Genomic DNA, 16856 nt, shown 5'->3' with positions numbered 1-16856 from the left:
TGAAAAGCGCCCGCGGCGCACGCAAGCCAAGGGCCGAGCCGTGTGCCGCCGCGGATCCGGCTTTGCCGGGCCGCTGGTGGCGCCCCCTTGAGGGGGAGGCGCCGCAGGCGCTTCGGGGGTGGGCCATCATTTCAATGCCGGATGTTCTCTCGGCCGGTGATGGTCATGAGCGTGGCGGTCATGCTGGCGATCAGCTTCTCGCGCCCGTTGTCGATCGCGAAGGCGCGGCCTTCGGCCACCGTGATGGTGCGTCCCGGCTTGAGCACCAGGCCGTGCATGCGGAAGCGCTGGCCCTGCGCGGGGGCGAGCAGGTTGATCTTGTACTCGATGGTGAGCACGCCCGCGTCGGCGGGCATCAGGGTTGATGCCGCGTAGCCGCAGGCCGAGTCCAGGGCCGCCGCGACCATGCCGGCGTGCAGGAAACCGTGCTGCTGCGTGAGCCCCTGCTGCCAGGCCAGCTCGATCGCGGCGCGGCCGGGCTCGAGTTCGGCGAGCGTGGCGCCCAGCGTCTGCATGGCGCCCTGCTTCGCGAAGCTGGCGCGCACGCGTTCGGCGAAGTCCGGGTCCTGCGGTTCGAAGCGGGAAGCGTCCATGGCGGGCCGAAGTTGACGTTTACGTAAACGTCAACTATACACGCGAGTCAGGCGATCTTCTTTTCCAGGCGCGAAAGCAGGGTCCGCGCCTCGCGTTCGTGCGTGCGCACCTCGTCGAGGTTGGCCTGCAGCTCCTTCATCTGCTCTTCCAGCTGGGCGCGGTGCTGCGCGAGGATGGCAAGGAACTTGCGCAGCTGCGGCCCGGTGTCGCGCGGGCTGTCGTACATGTCGATGATGTCCCGGGCCTCGGTCAGCGAAAGGCCCAGCCGTTTCGCGCGCAGCGTCAGCTTCAGCCGCGCGCGGTCGCGCGGGCTGTAGATGCGGTTGCGCCCGCCCGGCCCCGAGCGCTGGGGCTGCAGCAGTCCCATGTCCTCGTAGAAGCGGATCGCGCGCGTCGTCAGGTCGAATTCCCGAGCGAGGTCGCTGATCGTGTAGGTGGTCTGGGATTGCGGGGCGGCCATGGTTTTGAACGACGGGGACAGCGGCCCGCATCCGGGCTGCCTACAATGGCCGATTACATCTGACGTTTACGTCAACGTCAATCGGCCCACGCCCATGAACCTCCTCGAACAAGAACTGCAGTACCCGCTGGGCGACACGCTGCCCGCGCCCGGCGCCAGCCTGGAACTCGCGCCCGGCGTGCGCTGGATCCGCATGGGCCTGCCCTTCGCGCTGGACCACATCAACCTCTGGCTGCTGCGCGACCGGCTGGACGGCCGCGAAGGCTGGACCGTGGTGGACTGCTGCATTTCGCACGACGCCTCCAAGGCGCAGTGGGAACAGGTGTTCGCCAACGAGCTCGGCGGCCTGCCCGTGCTGCGCGTGATCGCCACGCACATGCACCCGGACCACATCGGCCTGGCGCACTGGATCTGCGAGCGCTGGAGCACGCCCGACCACGAGTGCCGCCTGTGGATCAGCGCCACCGACTACCACGCGGCGCGCCTCGCCTCGCAGAGCACCACCGCTTTCGGCGGTGAAGGGGCCGCGCGGTTCTTCGCGGCGCACGGCATGACGGACGCCGAGGCGCTGGAGAAGATCCGCGGCCGCGCGAACTACTTTCCGAGCCTGGTGCCCGCCCTGCCTGCGCGCTACCGGCGCATGCAGGATGGCGACCTGCTCGCCATCGGCGGCCGCAGCTGGCGCTGCATCAGCGGCTACGGCCACGCGCCGGAGCACATTGCGCTGTACTGCGAGGACGTCGACGTCCTCATCAGCGGCGACATGGTGCTGCCGCGCATCTCCACCAACGTGAGCGTGTACGAGATGGAGCCGGAGGCGAACTCGCTGGCGCTGTTCCTCAGCTCCATCGACAAGTTCCGGCCGCTGCCGGAGGGCACGTTGGTGCTGCCTTCGCACGGCAAGCCCTTCCGCGGGCTGCATGCGCGCATACGCCAGCTGCACGAACACCACCGCGAGCGGCTGGACGAAGTGATGACGGCGAGCCGGGAGCAGCCGGTGTCGGCCTGGGACGTGCTGCCCATCCTGTTCAAGCGCAAGCTGGACCTGCACCAGACCACCTTCGCGATGGGGGAGTCGGTGGCGCACCTGCATGCGCTGTGGCATGGCGGGAAGATGCGGCGCCTGCAGGACGCGCAGGGCGTCTGGCGGTTCGCGCCGGTGTGAGGAGCTGGGGTTCGACCCCAGCTCACGACCAGACCGGCAGCGCCTCGTCCTTCAACTGCCCGCGCAGCTCGGAGTAGTTCGGCACCACGGTCTTCACCGTTTCCCAGAAACGCGGGCTGTGGTCCATCACGCGCAGGTGGCTCAGTTCGTGGGCGACCACGTAGTCGATCACGGGCAGGCGGAAGTGGACCAGCCGCCAGTTCAGGCGGATCGAACCGTCGGTGCGCGCGGTGCCCCACAGCGTGCCGGCGCTGCTGAGGCTGAGCTTGCGCCACTGCACGTTCAGGCGCGGCGCATAGTGGTTCAGGCGTTCGACGAACAGGGCCTTGGCCTGCCGCATCAACCAGGCCTGCACGGAGTCGCGGATCTGCGCTTCGTTCGCGGTGTGCGGCAGGCCGATGTGCAGCGTCTGGCGCGCGACGCCGGGCAACGTGCTGCTGTCGGTGTGCAGCACGCCGCCCGACTCGCGGAAGTCGTGCCGCGGGTCCAGCACCAAAATCACCGGCTCGCCGAGATACGGAAAGCTCGCGCCGTCGCGCCAGGTGATGCGGGCGGTTTCCAGCCGCTCCTGCCGCTCGCGCGCGGCCTCCAGCTTGTTGACGATCCAGCGCGACTTGGCGCGCAGCGCCTGCTCCACCTCGTACAGCGGCACCCAACGCGGCGCGCTGACGACCAGCCCCTCGGGGCCGACGGCGAAGCCGATGTTCTTGCGGCGGGCGCGGCGGAATTCGTACGCCACCAGCACCTCGCCCAGGCGCGCCTCGCGGTTGGCGTCGGGATGGCGGAAGGCCTGCGGTGCCAGCAGTCCGGCGAGCGGCTCGCCGGGCGAGGGCTCGACGTCCTGCGTGAGGACGGTCGGCGCGGGCCTTACCGCGATGGGGGCCGGCCTCGCTTCGTCGAACAGATCGAGGAGAAGCTGGAACGGCGACTGCATGGGCCGCGATTCTAAAGGCGCGCGGCGCGCCTCGCCAGCACTCAGGCTTTCGCCGTTTGCCGCTTTGCTTCGTGCGCGTAGGCCTCGGGGTCGATGCGGCGCATCTCCGCCTCGATCCAGGCCTCGACCTCGCGCATCAATTCGTCGGCCGACCGTCCTTCGCTCGAAATCGGCTTGCCGATGGAAATGCGCACGGTGCCGGGATGCTTCACGAAGGCCTTGCGCGGCCACTCGCGCGCCGTGGCCACGGCGATCGGGATGACGGGCGCGCCGGTCGCGACGGCGAGCCGCGTGCCGCCGGACTTGTACGTTCCCGCCTGGCCGCGCGGGATGCGCGTTCCTTCGGGGAACATGATGACCCACACGCCTTGCGCCAGCAGGCGCTTGCCCTGCGCCACGACCTTGTTGAAGGCCTGCGCGCGCTGGCTGCGGTCGATGTGCACCATGTCCAGCCGGCCGATCGCCCAGCCGAAGAAGGGGATGTAGAGCAACTCCTTCTTGAACACGAAGGCGAGCGGGTGCGGCATCAGCACGGGCAGCAGGAAGGTCTCCAGCGTGGACTGGTGCTTCACCAGCAGGATGCCCGGGCTGGTCTCGCCTTGCGGCAGGTTCTCCATGCCCTCGACGCGCCAATCGACGCCGCACAGGAAGCGCAGGCTCACCATCACGTGGCGCAGCCAGGCCTGGGCGAGGCCGTACAGCGTGACCGGCTTGGCGAAAGGCGCGCTGAAGACGATCGCGAGCGCGTACGGGATGACCGTGATGAGCATCCAGATGGCGTGCAGGACGGAACGCAGGAAGGCCATGCAGCGTCCTCAGGCGGGTGCGTCGGCGGACGGGGGCTGGACCTGCCCCGGACGCGGCGCCGGTGCCCGCGCGATCAGCCAGTCGACGAAGGCAGCGAGGTCGCGGTGCACGCGGGTGCCGGCCGGATAGCCTTCCGGCAAAGGCTGCTCGCCCAGGCCGGCGGCCTTGCCGGTCAGCACCAGGTGCGGCTGGCAGCCCACGCTGGCGCCCGCCTGCAGGTCGCGTGGCGTGTCGCCCACCACGTGCGTGGTGTGCAGGTCGACGCCGAAGCGCTCGCCGATCTGCTCGAACAGGCCCGGCAGCGGCTTGCGGCACTGGCAGCCCTCGTCCGGGCTGTGCGGGCAATAGAAGATCGCGTCGATACGGCCGCCGTACGCGGACAGCGCCTTGTGCATCTTCGCGTGGATCGCATTGAGCGAGGCGACATCGAACAGCCCGCGGCCGAGGCCCGACTGGTTGCTCGCCACCGCGACGTGCCAACCCGCGTGGTTCAGCCTCGCGATGGCCTCGAGGGCCCCGGGCAGCGGCTGCCACTCCTCCGGCGTCTTGATGTATTCGTCGCTGTCGGCGTTGATGGTGCCGTCGCGGTCCAGGATCACGAGTTTCATGGGCGGCCTCCCGCCGGCTGGCCCAAGCGCAGGCCGACGCGCTCGACGAACGAGGGGGATATGAAGTGCGGAAGGTGCGGGCGCATGCGGTTACTGCGCCAGGCGCGCCAGGTCGGCCACGCGGTTCATGGCCTGGTGCAAGGTGGCCAGCAGCCCCAGCCGGTTGAGGCGCAGGTCCATCTCTTCGGCATTCACCATCACGTCGTCGAAAAAGGCGTCGACCGGCCCGCGCAGCGCCGCGAGCGTCTGCAGCGAACCCGTGTAGTCGCCCGACTCGAACTGCGCGCGCGCCTGCGGCGCGATCTTCTGCGTGGCGGCATGGAGCGCCTTCTCGGCATCTTCCTTCAGCAGCCGCTCGTTCACGTGCGCATCGGCCCGCTCGGCCTTCTTCAGGATGTTGCCGATGCGCTTGTTGGCGGCGGCCAGCGCCGGCGCCTCCGGCAGCGCCGCGAAGGCACGCACCGCCGCCAGCCGCTTGAGGACGTCACCCAGGCGCTGCGGACGCAGGGCGAGCACCGCCTCCACTTCCTGCGCGCTGTAGCCCTGCTCGCGCAACAGGCCGGCCAGGCGTTCGTAGATGAAATCGGTGAGCTGTTCGGCGGTGCCCGGCTGCGCCTGCGGGAACAGGCCCAGCGCCTCGGTGACCAGCGCGCCCAGCTCCAGCGGCAGGTCCTTTTCCATCAGCATGCGCACGATGCCGAGCGCGTGCCGGCGCAGCGCGAACGGGTCCTTGTCACCGGTGGGCAGCTGGCCGATCGCGAACAGGCCGGCCAGGGTTTCCAGCTTGTCGGCGAGCGCGACGACCAGGCCCAGCCGGTTGCGCGGCAGCTCGTCGCCGGCGAAGCGCGGACGGTAGTGGTCCTCGATGGCGGCCGCGATCTCGTTGCCCAGCTTGTCGTGGCGTGCGTAGTAGCCGCCCATGATGCCTTGCAGCTCGGGGAACTCGCCGACCATGTCGGTCAGCAGGTCGGCCTTGGCCAGTCGCGCCGCGATGTCCGCTTCATGCGCGAGATGATCGTCGCCCAGCTGCGCGCCGATCACCTTGGCGATGGCGCGCACGCGCTCCGTGCGCTCGCCCTGCGTGCCCAGCTTGTTGTGGTACACGACCTTCGCGAGCCCCGGCACCCGCGACTCCAGCGTCTTCTTGCGGTCCTGGTCGAAGAAGAATTTCGCGTCGGCCAGGCGCGGGCGCACCACGCGCTCGTTGCCGCCGATCACCGCACTGGGATCCTGCGGGCGGATGTTGCTCACCACCAGGAAGCGGTTGGTGAGCTTGCCGTGCGCGTCGAGCAGCGGGAAGTACTTCTGGTTGGCCTTCATCGTGAGGATGAGGCATTCCTGCGGCACGGTGAGGAATTCCGGCTCGAAGCTGCAGGTCAGCACGTTCGGCCGCTCCACCAGCGCGGTCACTTCATCCAGCAGCGCTTCGTCGTGGACGGGCCGTGCGCCGCCGCCGACGCGCTGCGCTGCTTCCTTCAGCTGCCGCTCGATATCGGCACGGCGCTCGGCGAAGCTGGCGATCACCGCGCCCTGCTCGCGCATCTGCTGCGCGTAGCTGTCGGCGTCGTGGATGGCGAACGTGGGCGTCTGCGCTTCGAAGCGGTGGCCCGTGGTCATGTTGCTGGCGGAGAGGCCCAGGGCCCGCACCGGCACAACGCTCGCGCCGTGCAGCGCGACCAGGCGATGCGCGGGACGCACGAACTTCACGTCAGTCCAGCCATCGGCGAGCTGGTAGGTCATGACCTTGGGGATCGGAAGCTTCGCGATCGCCTCGTGCAGCGCCTTCTGCAGGCCTTCGGCCAGCGTCGCGCCCTTGACGTTGCTCTCGTAGAAGAGCGCTTCGGCCTTGCCGTCGACGGCGCGCTTCAATTGCGGCACGACCGAGGCGTCGGCGCCGAGCGACTGCAGCTTCTTCAGGAGGGCCGGCGTCGCCTGGCCCGAGGCGTCGAGGCCGACGCTCACCGGCATCAGCTTCTGCGACACCGACTTGTCCGGCGCCTGCGCGGCGACCGCGGTCACGTGCGCAGCGAGGCGTCGTGGCGAGGCGAATGCCGTGAGCTTCGATGCGTCCGAAGCGAGGCCTTGCGCCTTGAGCTGCTCCAGCAAGGTGCCGGCAAAGGAGTCGCCCAGCTTCTTCAGCGCCTTGGGCGGCAGCTCCTCGACAAACAGTTCGACCAGGAGATTGTTCGTCGCCATCACGCGGCCTTCTTCTGCAGTTCGGCCACCCACTCGCGCGGCGCCATCGGGAAGCCCAGGCGCTCGCGGCTCTCGTAGTAGCTCTGGGCGACGCTGCGCGCCAGGTTGCGGATGCGGCCGATGTAGGCCGCGCGTTCGGTCACGCTGATCGCGCCGCGCGCATCCAGCAGGTTGAAGGTGTGCGCCGCCTTGAGCACCTGCTCGTAGGCAGGCAGGGCGAGCTGCTGCTCCATCAGGTGCTTCGCCTGTTTCTCGTGCGCACCGAACGCGGTGAACAGGAACTCGACGTCGCTGTGCTCGAAGTTGTAGGTGGACTGCTCCACCTCGTTCTGGTGGTACACGTCGCCGTACGTGAGGCCTTCGGTCCACTTCAGGTCGTAGATGTTGTCGACGCCCTGCAGGTACATGGCCAGGCGCTCCAGGCCGTAGGTGATCTCGCCCGTGATCGGCTTGCAGTCGATCCCGCCCACCTGCTGGAAGTACGTGAACTGCGTGACCTCCATGCCATTCAGCCAGACTTCCCAGCCCAGGCCCCAGGCGCCCAGCGTCGGGTTCTCCCAGTCGTCCTCGACGAAGCGGATGTCGTTCTTTTTCAGGTCGAAGCCGAGGGCTTCCAGCGATCCGAGGTACAGCTCCAGGATGTTGGCGGGCGCGGGCTTGAGCACCACCTGGTACTGGTAGTAGTGCTGCAGGCGGTTCGGGTTCTGGCCATAGCGGCCGTCCTTGGGGCGGCGACTGGGCTGCACGTACGCGGCTTTCCACGGCTCCGGGCCGATGGCGCGCAGGAAGGTCGCCGTGTGCGAAGTGCCGGCGCCGACTTCCATGTCATAGGGCTGCAGCAGGGCACAGCCCTGGGCGTCCCAGTAGGCCTGCAGCTTGAGGATCAGTTGCTGGAATGTGAGCATAGGCTGCGGGACGGGCGGGTGCCGCCCCGGGGTGCAGGCCGGCGGCCTGCGGAACCGTGCATTTTAGGGCTGCGGGCGACGCAGCCGCGATCCGCATGCAAGCAAGGCGGCGGCCAGCGCCACGGCCCACAGCGGCGCGAGGCCCAGGCGCGAGACCCAGCGCGCGAACGGGGTCAGCACGGTGCCGCCTTCCACGTCGCCGACCAGCACGCCGCGGGTCACCCGCGGCAGGGCGTCGGTGACGTGGCCGAAGCGGTCGATGATGACGGTGGCGCCCGTGTTGGTGGCCCGGATCATGGGCCGCTCGAACTCCAGCGCGCGCATGCGGCTGATCTGCAGGTGCTGGTCGATGGCGATGGAGTTGCCGAACCAGGCGATGTTGCTGAGGTTGACGAAGATGGTCGGGGCCTGCGCCGCATCGGCGAAGCGGGCGCCGAGCTCCTCGCCGAACAAGTCCTCATAGCAGATGTTGGGCGCGAGGCGCTGGCCGGCCCACGCGAACGAGGGCTGGACCACGGCGCCGCGATTGAAGTCACCCAGCGGGATGTTCATCATCCGCGTGAACCACTTGAACATCGGCGGAATGAACTCGCCGAAGGGCACGAGGTGGTGCTTGTAGTAGCGGTACGGCGGCGCGCCGGGGGCGAAGCCCATCACGGCATTGGTGTAGCCGTCGGCGAAATTGCCCAGGGGAATGCCGACGAGCGCGGCGCGCGAACCGTGCGCGAAGGTGTCGCGGATCGCTTCCAGGTAGCCGTCGGGCAGCTGCTCGGGCAGCAGCGGGATGGCCGTCTCGGGCGCGACCACCAGTTGCGCATCGGTGTCCTGCAGTCGCTTGCCATACCACTCGAGCGCGAGCGGGATGCCGCTGCCGGTCTCGAATTTCTCGTCCTGCGGGATGTTCCCCTGCAGCAGGCCGACCCGCAGCTTCGGGCCCGGGGGGCTCGCCTGCGCGTTGCGGGTCTGGACGTTGCACGCGGCGAGCACTCCGGCACTGAGGGCGATGGCCACCCAGTAACGCCAGGAGCGCCGCGCCGGATGCACGAGCAGCAGCGACAGCAGGTAGGCGAGCGCCGCCGCGACCGCGCCGATGCCGTAGACGCCGACCCACGGGGCGAGCGCCGCCAGCGGACCGTCGACATGCGCGTAGCCTCCGGCGCCCCAGGGGAGGCCGGTGTAGAGCGTGCCGCGCAGCAGCTCGGCGCCCAACCACAGGCTGGCGAACAGTGCGGCGTCCCGCGCCGGCCGCCGCGCGCCCGCCAGGCGCCAGAGCGCAGCGGCCAGCGCGTAGTCCAGCGACAGGAAGGCGGCGAGCAGGAGCACGGCGGCGGCGGCAAGCGGGGCGGCGAGACCGCCATACACGTGCATGGAGATGTACAGCCACCAGAACGTGCCCGTGAGCCACGCGGTCGCGAAGACCCAGGACAGCCAGGCGGCGCCGCGCCAATGCGGCGTGCGTTGCAGCAGGCCTGCGAGGCACGCGAGCGAGAGGATCTGCAGCCACCACAGAGGCTGTCCGTTGCCGGGCCACGCGAGCGAGGCCGCCTGCAGCCAGCCCGCGCCGGCGGCCGCCGCGAGCGCGAGCCAGCGATGCGCGCGCGCGCTCAAGAGGGCTGGCCGTCCGCGTCGGCGGGCGAGACCTTGAACCAGCGCACGGCGCCGCCCTTGGTGTGCAGGACCACGAAGCGCAGGCCGCCCAGCGTCACGGACTCGCCGCGCTTGGGCACGTGCCCCATGTGGTGGGCGATGAAGCCGCCGATGGTGTCGAACTCGCGCTGGTCCTCGTCGGTGCCGATCTCGACGCCGAAGGCCTCGCCCACACGCTCGAGCGAGGTGTCGCCGCTCACGCGGTACGTGCGGTCCGCGAGGCCGAAGATGTCGCCTTCGTCCTCCTCGATGTCGAACTCGTCCTCGATCTCCCCGACGATCTGCTCCAGCACGTCCTCGATGGTGATGAGGCCGGCCACGCGGCCGAATTCATCGATGACGATGGCCAGGTGGTTGCGGTTGCCGCGGAACTCGCGCAGCAGATCGTTGAGTCCCTTGCTCTCGGGCACGAACACGGCCGGGCGCAGCAAGGCCCGGGGGTTGAGGCCGGGGGCGCGCTGCAGCTTCAGCAGGTCCTTGGCCATCAGGATCCCGATGATGTTCTCGCGGTCCTTCTCGTAGACAGGAAAGCGCGAGTGCGCGGTGTCGATGACGACGTTGAGGATGTCCTCGTAGGGCGCGTCGATGTTCACCAGGTCCATGCGCGGCGCCGCGACCATCACGTCGCCGGCCGTGAGCTCGGCCATGTTGATCACGCCTTCGAGCATGACGCGCGACTCGGGGCCGATGATGTCGGCCTCCTCGGCGTCGGCCAGGGTTTCGATCAGTTCCGCCTTGGAGTCGGGGCCGGGGTGGATGAACTCGGCGACCTTTTGCAGGAACGTGCGCTTGTCCTGCTTCTCGTGCGCGGTGCGCGCAGGGTGGGGATCTGACACAGCCGTGAGGCAGGAGTGGAGGTGCCCATAGGATACCGGATTGGCTGTGCCCGCTGGCTCAACTGACCGGCGGCCCCGGCTCAGCGCCCGCTGCGGCCGCGCGGGCTCGCGCCGCCGCGGCGCATCTCCTGCAACGTGGCGAGGAAGTCCAGGAAGTTCTTTGCCTGCCGCTTCAGCCGGTAGTCCGCCTGTGCGACCTGCTCTTCCAGCATCTCGGTGACGCGGCTGTCGAGCGTCGCGGGCGGCAGCCGCAGGTAGGCCTCGGTCTCGCTGCCGGCGCGCTCGAGCGTGGCGCCGCCGTTGCGGGCGATCTTGATCATCGCGGTGTTCTCGGACAGCGCGTGGATGAACATCAGCTCCACACCCTCGTTGCGCGCGTGCACGACGGCGCGCTCGAACAGGCGCGATCCATAGCCGCGGCCGCGCGCCTTCTTCAGCACGGACACACCGAACTCCGCACCGGCGGGACTTTCGGGCTCGTGCGGCAGGAAGGCGAGGTGGGCCATCGCGATCAGTTCCAGCTTGCGGTTGAAGATGCCGAAGACGTCGTCACGATCGAAGTCCAGGCCGTCGACATAGCGCTGGATCTGTTCGTCGGTGGCGCTGTAGCCGAACCTCAGGTAGCGGTCTTCACCGTCGAGGGCGAGAAGGTGACTCGCGATGCGCCCGCGATGCTGCTCGCCCAGGGCGCGGATCGGGACGCGGCCGCTGCGCGCGTCCTGCGGCTTGAGGGAATCCATGCCGCGACTTTAAGGGTTTTCCCGGAGGGTCGCAGTGACCGGCAAGGGACCGCACAAGGACGCCATGGGCGTGAACAATTTCCTCCATATTAGATACAACGTGCTACAAATGCTGGACTTCCACGTCCTCATCCGCCATGTCCGCCCAGTCGTCCGTGCCGTCCCCGTTCACGCGAGCCACGAAGGTGATCGTCGTGGCCGATGTGGTGGAGTCGGTGCGGCTGATGGCACTCGGCGAGCAGGACTTCATTGCCCGCTGGCATCGCTTCGTGAACTTCGCGCAGGAGCAGGCGAGCCTGCATGCGGGCCGGCTGCACAAGAGCCTCGGCGATGGCTTGATGCTGGAGTTCGCCGACGAGGCCGGCTGCGTTCGCGCCGCACTGGCGATGCAGGCCTGGTTCCGTGACGTGAACCAGGCGCTGCAGCCCGAGGAGCATGTGCACCTGCGCATCGGCGCGCACGTGGCCGACGTGCTCGAGGACCAGTACGACATCTACGGCAACGACGTGAACGTCGCCGCGCGCATTGCGAGTCTCGCCGGCCCGGGCGACTTCGTGATCTCCTCCACCTTCCGCGCCCGCCTGCGCGGCGCGCTGTCGCTGCATCTCGAGGACCTCGGCGACTGTCATCTCAAGCACGTGAAGCAGCCGGTGCACGCGTACCGTGTCGCGCAGGCAGGTCACACCCCCGTGCTTCCCAGGCAGGCCATCGATCCGGGCGGCCTGCGGGCGAGCGTGGCCGTGCTGCCCTTCGCCACCGAAGGCCAGGTGATCGGGGGCGTCAGCGGCGAAACGCTGGCCGACGAACTGGTCGCGGGGCTGGCCCGCAGCGACGTGCTGCAGGTCGTGTCGCGCATGTCCACCTCCGCACTCGACGCCGGACGCAACACGCTGGAGAAGGTCGTCGACGCAGTCGGTGCGCGCTATGCGCTGACGGGCCGGGCCCGCGTGCAGCCCCAGGCGCTGGCGTTGTACGCCGAGCTCGCCGAGACCGGCAGCGGACACGTGGTGTGGGCGGACAGCTTCGAATCCGCCTTGGGCGCGCACGGCCTGCTGGATGGACGCTTGCGTACGCGGGTGCTGGCGGCCTTGCACGCCGCGGTGATCGCGCACGAAGTGCACCTGGCCAAGTCGCGCCCGGCGCCGTCGCTGGAAGGATCGACCTTGCTGCTGGCCGCCATCGGTCTGATGCATCGCCTGTCTCCCGTGGACATCGAAGACGCGCGCCGCATGCTGGACCTCCTGCTCGAACGTTGGCGACGGCATCCGACCGGGCATGCGTGGATGTCGCACCTGCATGTGTTGCGCGTGCAGCTCGCAGGCTCCGGTTTCGCACAGCACGACGCGGCTCGTGCGCGTGCGCATGCCGCGTCGGCGGTGCAGGCGGACCCCACGTCACCGCTGCTGCTGGCGCTGGAAGGCCATGCGTTCGTGCACGGTGCGCGCAACCTGGAGGCTGCGGAAGAGCGCTTCAACCAGGCTCTCAGCTTCAAGCCGCAGCATTCGGTGGCTTTGCTGTTCATGGGCGAGATGCTGGCCCTGCGAGGCGATGCCGAAGCGGCGAACGCGATCACCAGTGCCGCACGGCAATCGCTCTGGCTGGAACCCTTGCGCTACATGTACGACGCGATCTGCGCGCTGGCCGCACTGGCCGATGGCGACGCGGAATCGGCCATGGAGTTCGCACTCCTCGCGCTGCGGCGCAATCCGCGCTACCTGCCGGCGTGGCGCACCCTGGTCGTTGCGCAGGTGGAGACCGAAAGGCTGGGCGAGGCCCGCGCGAGCCGCCAGCAACTGCTCAAGCGGCAGCCGGCATTCACCGTGCGCAGCTTCAGCGGATCCACTGCCATGAATGCGGAGCTGGAGGGCCGCTTCGAGCGGGCCCTGCTGGAAGCCGGTTGCCCGGCTCGCTGATGCACGCTACCAGCGCGCCGGGAGTTTCTTCTTCAGCGTGATGCGCTTGATGCCCAGCTCCACGTAGCCGCCCTTTTCGAGGTCCTTGAGCAAGCGACTCACCATTTCGCGGGAGGCGCCGACGCGACTGGCGATCTGCTGGTGCGTGATCTGCGTGAGCTGCACGGGCATCTGCATGCTGGCGGGGCCCTGCTCGCCCTCGAGGGTGTGGATCACGCGCCCGTACACATCGAGCAAGGCCATCTGGCGTGCGGTTTCGGTGGCCGCGCGGGCGCGCCGGATCACCTGCGTGACGAGCTGCAGCGCGAACGCGGGCTCCTCCGCCAGATGCTGTTGCACCGCAGAGCGCACGACCAGTGCGCACAGGCAGGGCTCCAGGGTCATGACGGAGGCCGAGCGGGGCGCGCCATCGAGCGACATTTCGCCGAAGTAGTCGCCCGCCTGGATCATGCCGTACGTTATCTCGCGGCCGTTCTCGTCGGTGGCATACACCTTCACCTGCCCTTGCAGCAGGACGAACAGGGAGTCCCCCGGCTCGCCTTCGTTCAAGATGATGGTGTTCTTGCGGTAACTGCGCACGATGCCGCGAGCCGCGAGGCGGCCCAGGCTGGGCTCCAGCTGCGCGATCAGCTTCTCGTGCTCCACCGCAGTCCTGGACACGTTCATGACGCCTCCCTCGTGTGAGAAAACTCTAGCATGGGCCCGGGCAGCGACCTAGAGGGGCTGCTAGTGGATGGGGGCGTGCAGGTGCGCGGCACCGATGGGCGGCAGCACTGCGACCTGGCTCACGAGGGCACGCACGCCATTCGCGTGCGTCTTCACGCACATGCTGCGCACGTGACTGCGTACGGTGGACACCGCGACCCCGAGCTGCACCGCCGTCTGCGGTGCGGAATGGCCTTGGCACAGGACGGCCAGCACCTGCTCTTCGGACGGGGTGAGTCCGTGCGTGCGCGCGAAGAAGCACAGCATCACGGGATCACAGACCGAGCTGCGGGAGAACACGAGGGCCACGTTCGGCGCCTGGAGCGGACGGTCCGGGCGCAAGGGAAGCACCGCGATGCTCACGCGCTGCCGGCCCGGACCGCGCAGGGCCATCAGGCTGCGTCGCCCCGTTTCCGCCTTGGCGAACGCCTGCTCGAGGACGCGCGATTGCGCGGCATCGATGGTGCGCAGCACGCCGTCGTGCAGCGCCAGGACGTGGCGGCGCGCCAGCTCGTGGCGCCCCGAATGATTGGCATGGAGAAGCTGGCCGCGCAACGAAGCGAGCAGGACGCCGTGCGAGAGTTCGTCCATGAACGGCGCGAGGCTGAGGCCCGCGCTCACCGGCATCTCCGCGAAGGCTCGTGCGCCTTCCATTCCCTCGACCGATCGGTCCATCGCCTTCCCCCTTGCGTGAGTGAAAAGCTTAGGAACACGACAGGCAGCGGCGTTAGGGAGTTTCGGAGTCGCTTCTGGTGAACGAATACCTTGACGCGCAAACCGCCGCTGCGGTGAGGCGAGAGGGCTCACCCGAGGGCACGCGAATCGATGCGCTCCGGCTTGCGACGGCCGGCGACGCTAGACTGCGATCACGATGAGCACAGCGCAGACCATCCGCGAGGCCATCGCCGAAGTCGATCGCCTGCGCGCGGAGAGCCGGTCCGTTCCGGCGATCGGGATGGCGGTCGAGCGGTTGAAACGGTTGCAGAGCCGGCGCTTCGCTGCCTCTCACGCCGACTTGCTCGCATCCGCTGCGTTTGGCGCAGCCACGCGATTCTTCCTCGAGGAGCTTTACGGCGCGCGCGACTACTCGGAACGCGACGGACAGTTCGCCCGCATTGCGGGTGCGGTGGAGAAGCTCTTTCCAAAGGACGTCGCCGACACGGCGATTGCACTCGCACGGCTGCATGTACTCACGGAATCGCTGGACCATGCGCTCGCGCGCGCGCTTCCGGTGAACGAGGAAGACGAGATCCGCGCCTATGTGCGCGCGTGGAAGTCGGTCGGTCGCCGCGCAGACCGTGACCGGCAACTGCAAGCGGTCCTCGATCTCGGCGGCGAGCTCGCGCGCCTGACTCGCCTGCCCGGGCTGCGCATGATGCTGCGCGTGATGCGCAAGCCTGCGGCCGCGGCGGGACTGACGGCCTTGCAGCGTTTCCTGGAACAAGGCTTCGATACGTTCGCGGAAGTGAGCCGCCAGCCGCAGGGTGCGGAGCGCTTCCTGGCCACTGTCGCCGAGCGGGAGAGGCAGTTGATCCAGGTGCTTTCCGAGGCCGACGCTGTCGCGTGCGAGACGGCCCTGCGGACGATCCTGGGACAAGCCCTTTGACCCGGCCGTCCCCCGCTGGAGAGAATGCGCGCGAAGGAGCAGATATGCAGCACAGGCCATGGCTCGCGGCGTACCCGGAGGGGGTGCCGCACGAGATCGATCCGGATCAATACGTGTCGCTCACGCAAGTGCTGGAGGATTCTTTCCAGCGCAATGCAAGGCGCCCGTTTTCCGTGTGCATGGAGCGCTGGATGACCTACGGCGAACTCGATGCCGCGTCGCGCTCGCTCGGCGCGTGGTTGCAGGCGCGCGGGCTTCCGCCTGGCTCCCGCGTGGCGATCATGCTGCCGAACATTCTGCAGTTCGCGGTCGCGATGGCCGCAGTGATCCGGGCTGGCTATACGTGCGTGAACGTCAATCCGCTCTACACGGCACGGGAACTGGAGCACCAGCTCCAGGACTCAGGTGCGACGGCCATCGTGATCCTCGAGAACTTCTGTCACACGCTGGAGCAGGTGATCGAGCATTCGCCCGTGCAGCACGTCGTGGTCACGGGCATGGGCGACTTGCTGGGCGGCGCGTACGGCGCATGGGTCACGTTCGCCGTGCGCCATCTCGCGCGCATGGTCCCGGCCTACCGCCTGCCTCTTTCGGGCGGACGCACGGTGAAGGCGCTGCCGCGGGCCCTCTCCGAAGGCGCGCGCCAGACATTGCGGCCTACGCCGCAGGGCCTGGACTCGATCGCTTTCCTGCAGTACACGGGCGGGACCACCGGCTTGTCGAAGGGCGCCGTGCTGACCCATCGCAACGTGATCGCTGCCATGTTGCAGGCCGAGGCCTGGTTCACGCCGGCGCTGCGCCGCGTCGGCGAAGTGGCGGCGACGAACAGCATTGCCGCGCTGCCGCTGTACCACATCTTCGCGCTCACGCTGTGCCTGCTTGCGATCCGCTCGGGTGCGCACATCACGCTGATCCCGAATCCGAGGGATATCGGTGCTCTGGTGGAGGTGCTGAAGAAGCGTCCCTTTCACATGCTGCCGGCGGTCAATACGCTGTTCAACGCGTTGCTTCAGCATCCGCAGTTCAGGTCGGTGGATTTTTCGCGGCTCGCAGTCTCCCAGGCAGGTGGCATGGCGGCATCCGAAGGCACCGCGCGGCAATGGCGGCAAGCCACGGGCTGCGTGATGGTCGAGGGTTGGGGAATGAGCGAGACGTGCGCGATCGGCACCAACAATCCGCTGGATGCGACCGAGTTTTCCGGAACCATAGGCGTGCCGCTGCCCAGCATCGAAGTCGCTATCAAGGACGATGCGGGGCTCACGGTGGCGAACGGAATGTCCGGGGAGATCTGCATCCGCGGCCCCAACGTGACACCGGGCTACTTCAACCAGCCCGAGGAGAACGCCAGGGCCTTCACTCCTGATGGCTTCCTGCGCACGGGCGACATCGGCGTCATGGACGACCGCGGCTACACGCGGATCATCGATCGCAAGAAGGACATGATCCTGGTGAGCGGCTTCAATGTGTTTCCCAATGAACTGGAGAACGTCATCTCGCTTTGTCCCGGCGTCGTCGAGTGCGCCGCCATCGGCGTGCCTGATGAGAGACAAGGCGAGGCGATCAAGGTGTTCGTGGTGAAGAACGATGCGACGCTGACGGAGGACGCGATCGCCAGCCACTGCCGCGAGAATCTCACCGGGTACAAGTTGCCGAAGTACATTGAGTTCCGCGATGAGTTGCCGAAGTCGAACGTCGGGAAGATCCTGCGCCGCGAACTGCGCGCGTCGCGTTGAACGGGGG

Annotated in this window: 16 protein-coding genes; 4 read left to right on the top strand and 12 right to left on the bottom strand. The window is 68.4% G+C overall.

Annotated features, from left to right (window positions below; all coding sequences use genetic code 11):
* Window positions 1-131: 131 nt before the first annotated feature.
* Together JJB11_RS08905 and JJB11_RS08900 are read right to left on the bottom strand one after the other, a co-directional pair.
* Window positions 132-593 carry a PaaI family thioesterase gene (locus tag JJB11_RS08905; RefSeq protein WP_201168643.1) on the bottom strand — a complete coding sequence of 154 codons (462 nt, stop codon included), beginning with the start codon at window positions 591-593 and terminating at the stop codon, window positions 132-134.
* 47 nt (window positions 594-640) lie between these two features.
* Window positions 641-1054, bottom strand: coding sequence for a MerR family transcriptional regulator (locus JJB11_RS08900; protein WP_201168641.1), 414 nt, complete (start codon window positions 1052-1054; stop codon window positions 641-643).
* 94 nt (window positions 1055-1148) lie between these two features.
* Between JJB11_RS08900 and JJB11_RS08895 the strand changes: the two genes are divergently transcribed.
* Complete coding sequence (locus JJB11_RS08895; protein ID WP_201168639.1) at window positions 1149-2219, top strand: MBL fold metallo-hydrolase; 1071 nt, start codon at window positions 1149-1151, stop codon at window positions 2217-2219.
* A gap of 22 nt (window positions 2220-2241) precedes the next feature.
* Here the strand turns inward: JJB11_RS08895 and JJB11_RS08890 are convergent, their stop codons facing one another.
* The 8 genes from JJB11_RS08890 to JJB11_RS08855 all read right to left on the bottom strand — a co-directional run bounded on the left by JJB11_RS08890 (window position 2242) and on the right by JJB11_RS08855 (window position 10892).
* Window positions 2242-3153, bottom strand: a complete 912-nt coding sequence (locus tag JJB11_RS08890; RefSeq protein ID WP_201168637.1) for a M48 family metallopeptidase — start codon at window positions 3151-3153, stop codon at window positions 2242-2244.
* A gap of 41 nt (window positions 3154-3194) precedes the next feature.
* Window positions 3195-3959 (bottom strand): lysophospholipid acyltransferase family protein, encoded by a 765-nt coding sequence (locus JJB11_RS08885; protein WP_201168634.1) that lies wholly within the window; start codon window positions 3957-3959, stop codon window positions 3195-3197.
* 9 nt (window positions 3960-3968) lie between these two features.
* Window positions 3969-4568 carry a D-glycero-beta-D-manno-heptose 1,7-bisphosphate 7-phosphatase gene (gmhB, locus tag JJB11_RS08880; protein WP_201168631.1) on the bottom strand — a complete coding sequence of 200 codons (600 nt, stop codon included), beginning with the start codon at window positions 4566-4568 and terminating at the stop codon, window positions 3969-3971.
* Window positions 4569-4658: 90 nt separating this feature from the next.
* Window positions 4659-6764 carry a glycine--tRNA ligase subunit beta gene (gene glyS, locus JJB11_RS08875; RefSeq protein WP_201168628.1) on the bottom strand — a complete coding sequence of 702 codons (2106 nt, stop codon included), beginning with the start codon at window positions 6762-6764 and terminating at the stop codon, window positions 4659-4661.
* Window positions 6764-7669, bottom strand: coding sequence for a glycine--tRNA ligase subunit alpha (gene glyQ, locus JJB11_RS08870; RefSeq protein WP_201168625.1), 906 nt, complete (start codon window positions 7667-7669; stop codon window positions 6764-6766). The genes glyS and glyQ overlap by 1 nt, the downstream gene beginning before the upstream one ends.
* Window positions 7670-7732: 63 nt before the next feature.
* A complete protein-coding gene (gene lnt / locus JJB11_RS08865) occupies window positions 7733-9277 on the bottom strand; it encodes an apolipoprotein N-acyltransferase (RefSeq protein WP_201168622.1) in 1545 nt (514 codons plus the stop codon).
* Window positions 9274-10152 (bottom strand): transporter associated domain-containing protein, encoded by an 879-nt coding sequence (locus JJB11_RS08860; RefSeq protein ID WP_201168619.1) that lies wholly within the window; start codon window positions 10150-10152, stop codon window positions 9274-9276. The genes lnt and JJB11_RS08860 overlap by 4 nt, the downstream gene beginning before the upstream one ends.
* An 80-nt stretch (window positions 10153-10232) precedes the next feature.
* The gene (locus JJB11_RS08855) at window positions 10233-10892 is read right to left on the bottom strand and encodes a GNAT family N-acetyltransferase (RefSeq protein ID WP_201168607.1); all 660 of its coding nucleotides are present in this window, start codon (window positions 10890-10892) and stop codon (window positions 10233-10235) included.
* A 137-nt stretch (window positions 10893-11029) separates the two neighbouring features.
* Between JJB11_RS08855 and JJB11_RS08850 the strand changes: the two genes are divergently transcribed.
* Window positions 11030-12805 (top strand): adenylate/guanylate cyclase domain-containing protein, encoded by a 1776-nt coding sequence (locus JJB11_RS08850; protein ID WP_201168604.1) that lies wholly within the window; start codon window positions 11030-11032, stop codon window positions 12803-12805.
* Window positions 12806-12811: 6 nt separating this feature from the next.
* Here JJB11_RS08850 and JJB11_RS08845 read toward each other — a convergent pair whose 3' ends face one another.
* Complete coding sequence (locus JJB11_RS08845; protein WP_201168601.1) at window positions 12812-13471, bottom strand: Crp/Fnr family transcriptional regulator; 660 nt, start codon at window positions 13469-13471, stop codon at window positions 12812-12814.
* Window positions 13472-13531: 60 nt separating this feature from the next.
* Window positions 13532-14185 (bottom strand): helix-turn-helix transcriptional regulator, encoded by a 654-nt coding sequence (locus JJB11_RS08840; RefSeq protein ID WP_201168598.1) that lies wholly within the window; start codon window positions 14183-14185, stop codon window positions 13532-13534.
* Between the two features lie 196 nt (window positions 14186-14381).
* Between JJB11_RS08840 and JJB11_RS08835 the strand changes: the two genes are divergently transcribed.
* Window positions 14382-15116 (top strand): FFLEELY motif protein, encoded by a 735-nt coding sequence (locus tag JJB11_RS08835; RefSeq protein ID WP_201168595.1) that lies wholly within the window; start codon window positions 14382-14384, stop codon window positions 15114-15116.
* A 44-nt stretch (window positions 15117-15160) separates the two neighbouring features.
* Window positions 15161-16849: an AMP-binding protein gene (locus JJB11_RS08830; protein WP_201168592.1), complete on the top strand. Its 1689-nt coding sequence runs from the start codon at window positions 15161-15163 to the stop codon at window positions 16847-16849.
* Window positions 16850-16856: the final 7 nt, after the last annotated feature.

This window comes from Ramlibacter ginsenosidimutans (assembly GCF_016654015.1).
Taxonomy (GTDB): Bacteria; Pseudomonadota; Gammaproteobacteria; order Burkholderiales; family Burkholderiaceae_C; genus Ramlibacter; species Ramlibacter ginsenosidimutans.
Note: the sequence above shows the minus strand (reverse complement) of the source record. Positions and strands in the feature narration are given on the sequence as shown.

Excerpts from the sequence above, each read along its gene's own strand:
- JJB11_RS08905 (WP_201168643.1), bottom strand. The coding sequence starts at position 593 with ATGGACGCTTCCCGCTTCGAACCGCAGGACCCGGACTTCGCCGAACGC.
- JJB11_RS08900 (WP_201168641.1), bottom strand. The coding sequence starts at position 1,054 with ATGGCCGCCCCGCAATCCCAGACCACCTACACGATCAGCGACCTCGCT.
- JJB11_RS08895 (WP_201168639.1), top strand. The coding sequence starts at position 1,149 with ATGAACCTCCTCGAACAAGAACTGCAGTACCCGCTGGGCGACACGCTG.
- JJB11_RS08890 (WP_201168637.1), bottom strand. The coding sequence starts at position 3,153 with ATGCAGTCGCCGTTCCAGCTTCTCCTCGATCTGTTCGACGAAGCGAGG.
- JJB11_RS08885 (WP_201168634.1), bottom strand. The coding sequence starts at position 3,959 with ATGGCCTTCCTGCGTTCCGTCCTGCACGCCATCTGGATGCTCATCACG.
- gmhB (WP_201168631.1), bottom strand. The coding sequence starts at position 4,568 with ATGAAACTCGTGATCCTGGACCGCGACGGCACCATCAACGCCGACAGC.
- glyS (WP_201168628.1), bottom strand. The coding sequence starts at position 6,764 with ATGGCGACGAACAATCTCCTGGTCGAACTGTTTGTCGAGGAGCTGCCG.
- glyQ (WP_201168625.1), bottom strand. The coding sequence starts at position 7,669 with ATGCTCACATTCCAGCAACTGATCCTCAAGCTGCAGGCCTACTGGGAC.
- JJB11_RS08855 (WP_201168607.1), bottom strand. The coding sequence starts at position 10,892 with ATGGATTCCCTCAAGCCGCAGGACGCGCGCAGCGGCCGCGTCCCGATC.
- JJB11_RS08850 (WP_201168604.1), top strand. The coding sequence starts at position 11,030 with ATGTCCGCCCAGTCGTCCGTGCCGTCCCCGTTCACGCGAGCCACGAAG.
- JJB11_RS08845 (WP_201168601.1), bottom strand. The coding sequence starts at position 13,471 with ATGAACGTGTCCAGGACTGCGGTGGAGCACGAGAAGCTGATCGCGCAG.
- JJB11_RS08840 (WP_201168598.1), bottom strand. The coding sequence starts at position 14,185 with ATGGACCGATCGGTCGAGGGAATGGAAGGCGCACGAGCCTTCGCGGAG.
- JJB11_RS08835 (WP_201168595.1), top strand. The coding sequence starts at position 14,382 with ATGAGCACAGCGCAGACCATCCGCGAGGCCATCGCCGAAGTCGATCGC.
- JJB11_RS08830 (WP_201168592.1), top strand. The coding sequence starts at position 15,161 with ATGCAGCACAGGCCATGGCTCGCGGCGTACCCGGAGGGGGTGCCGCAC.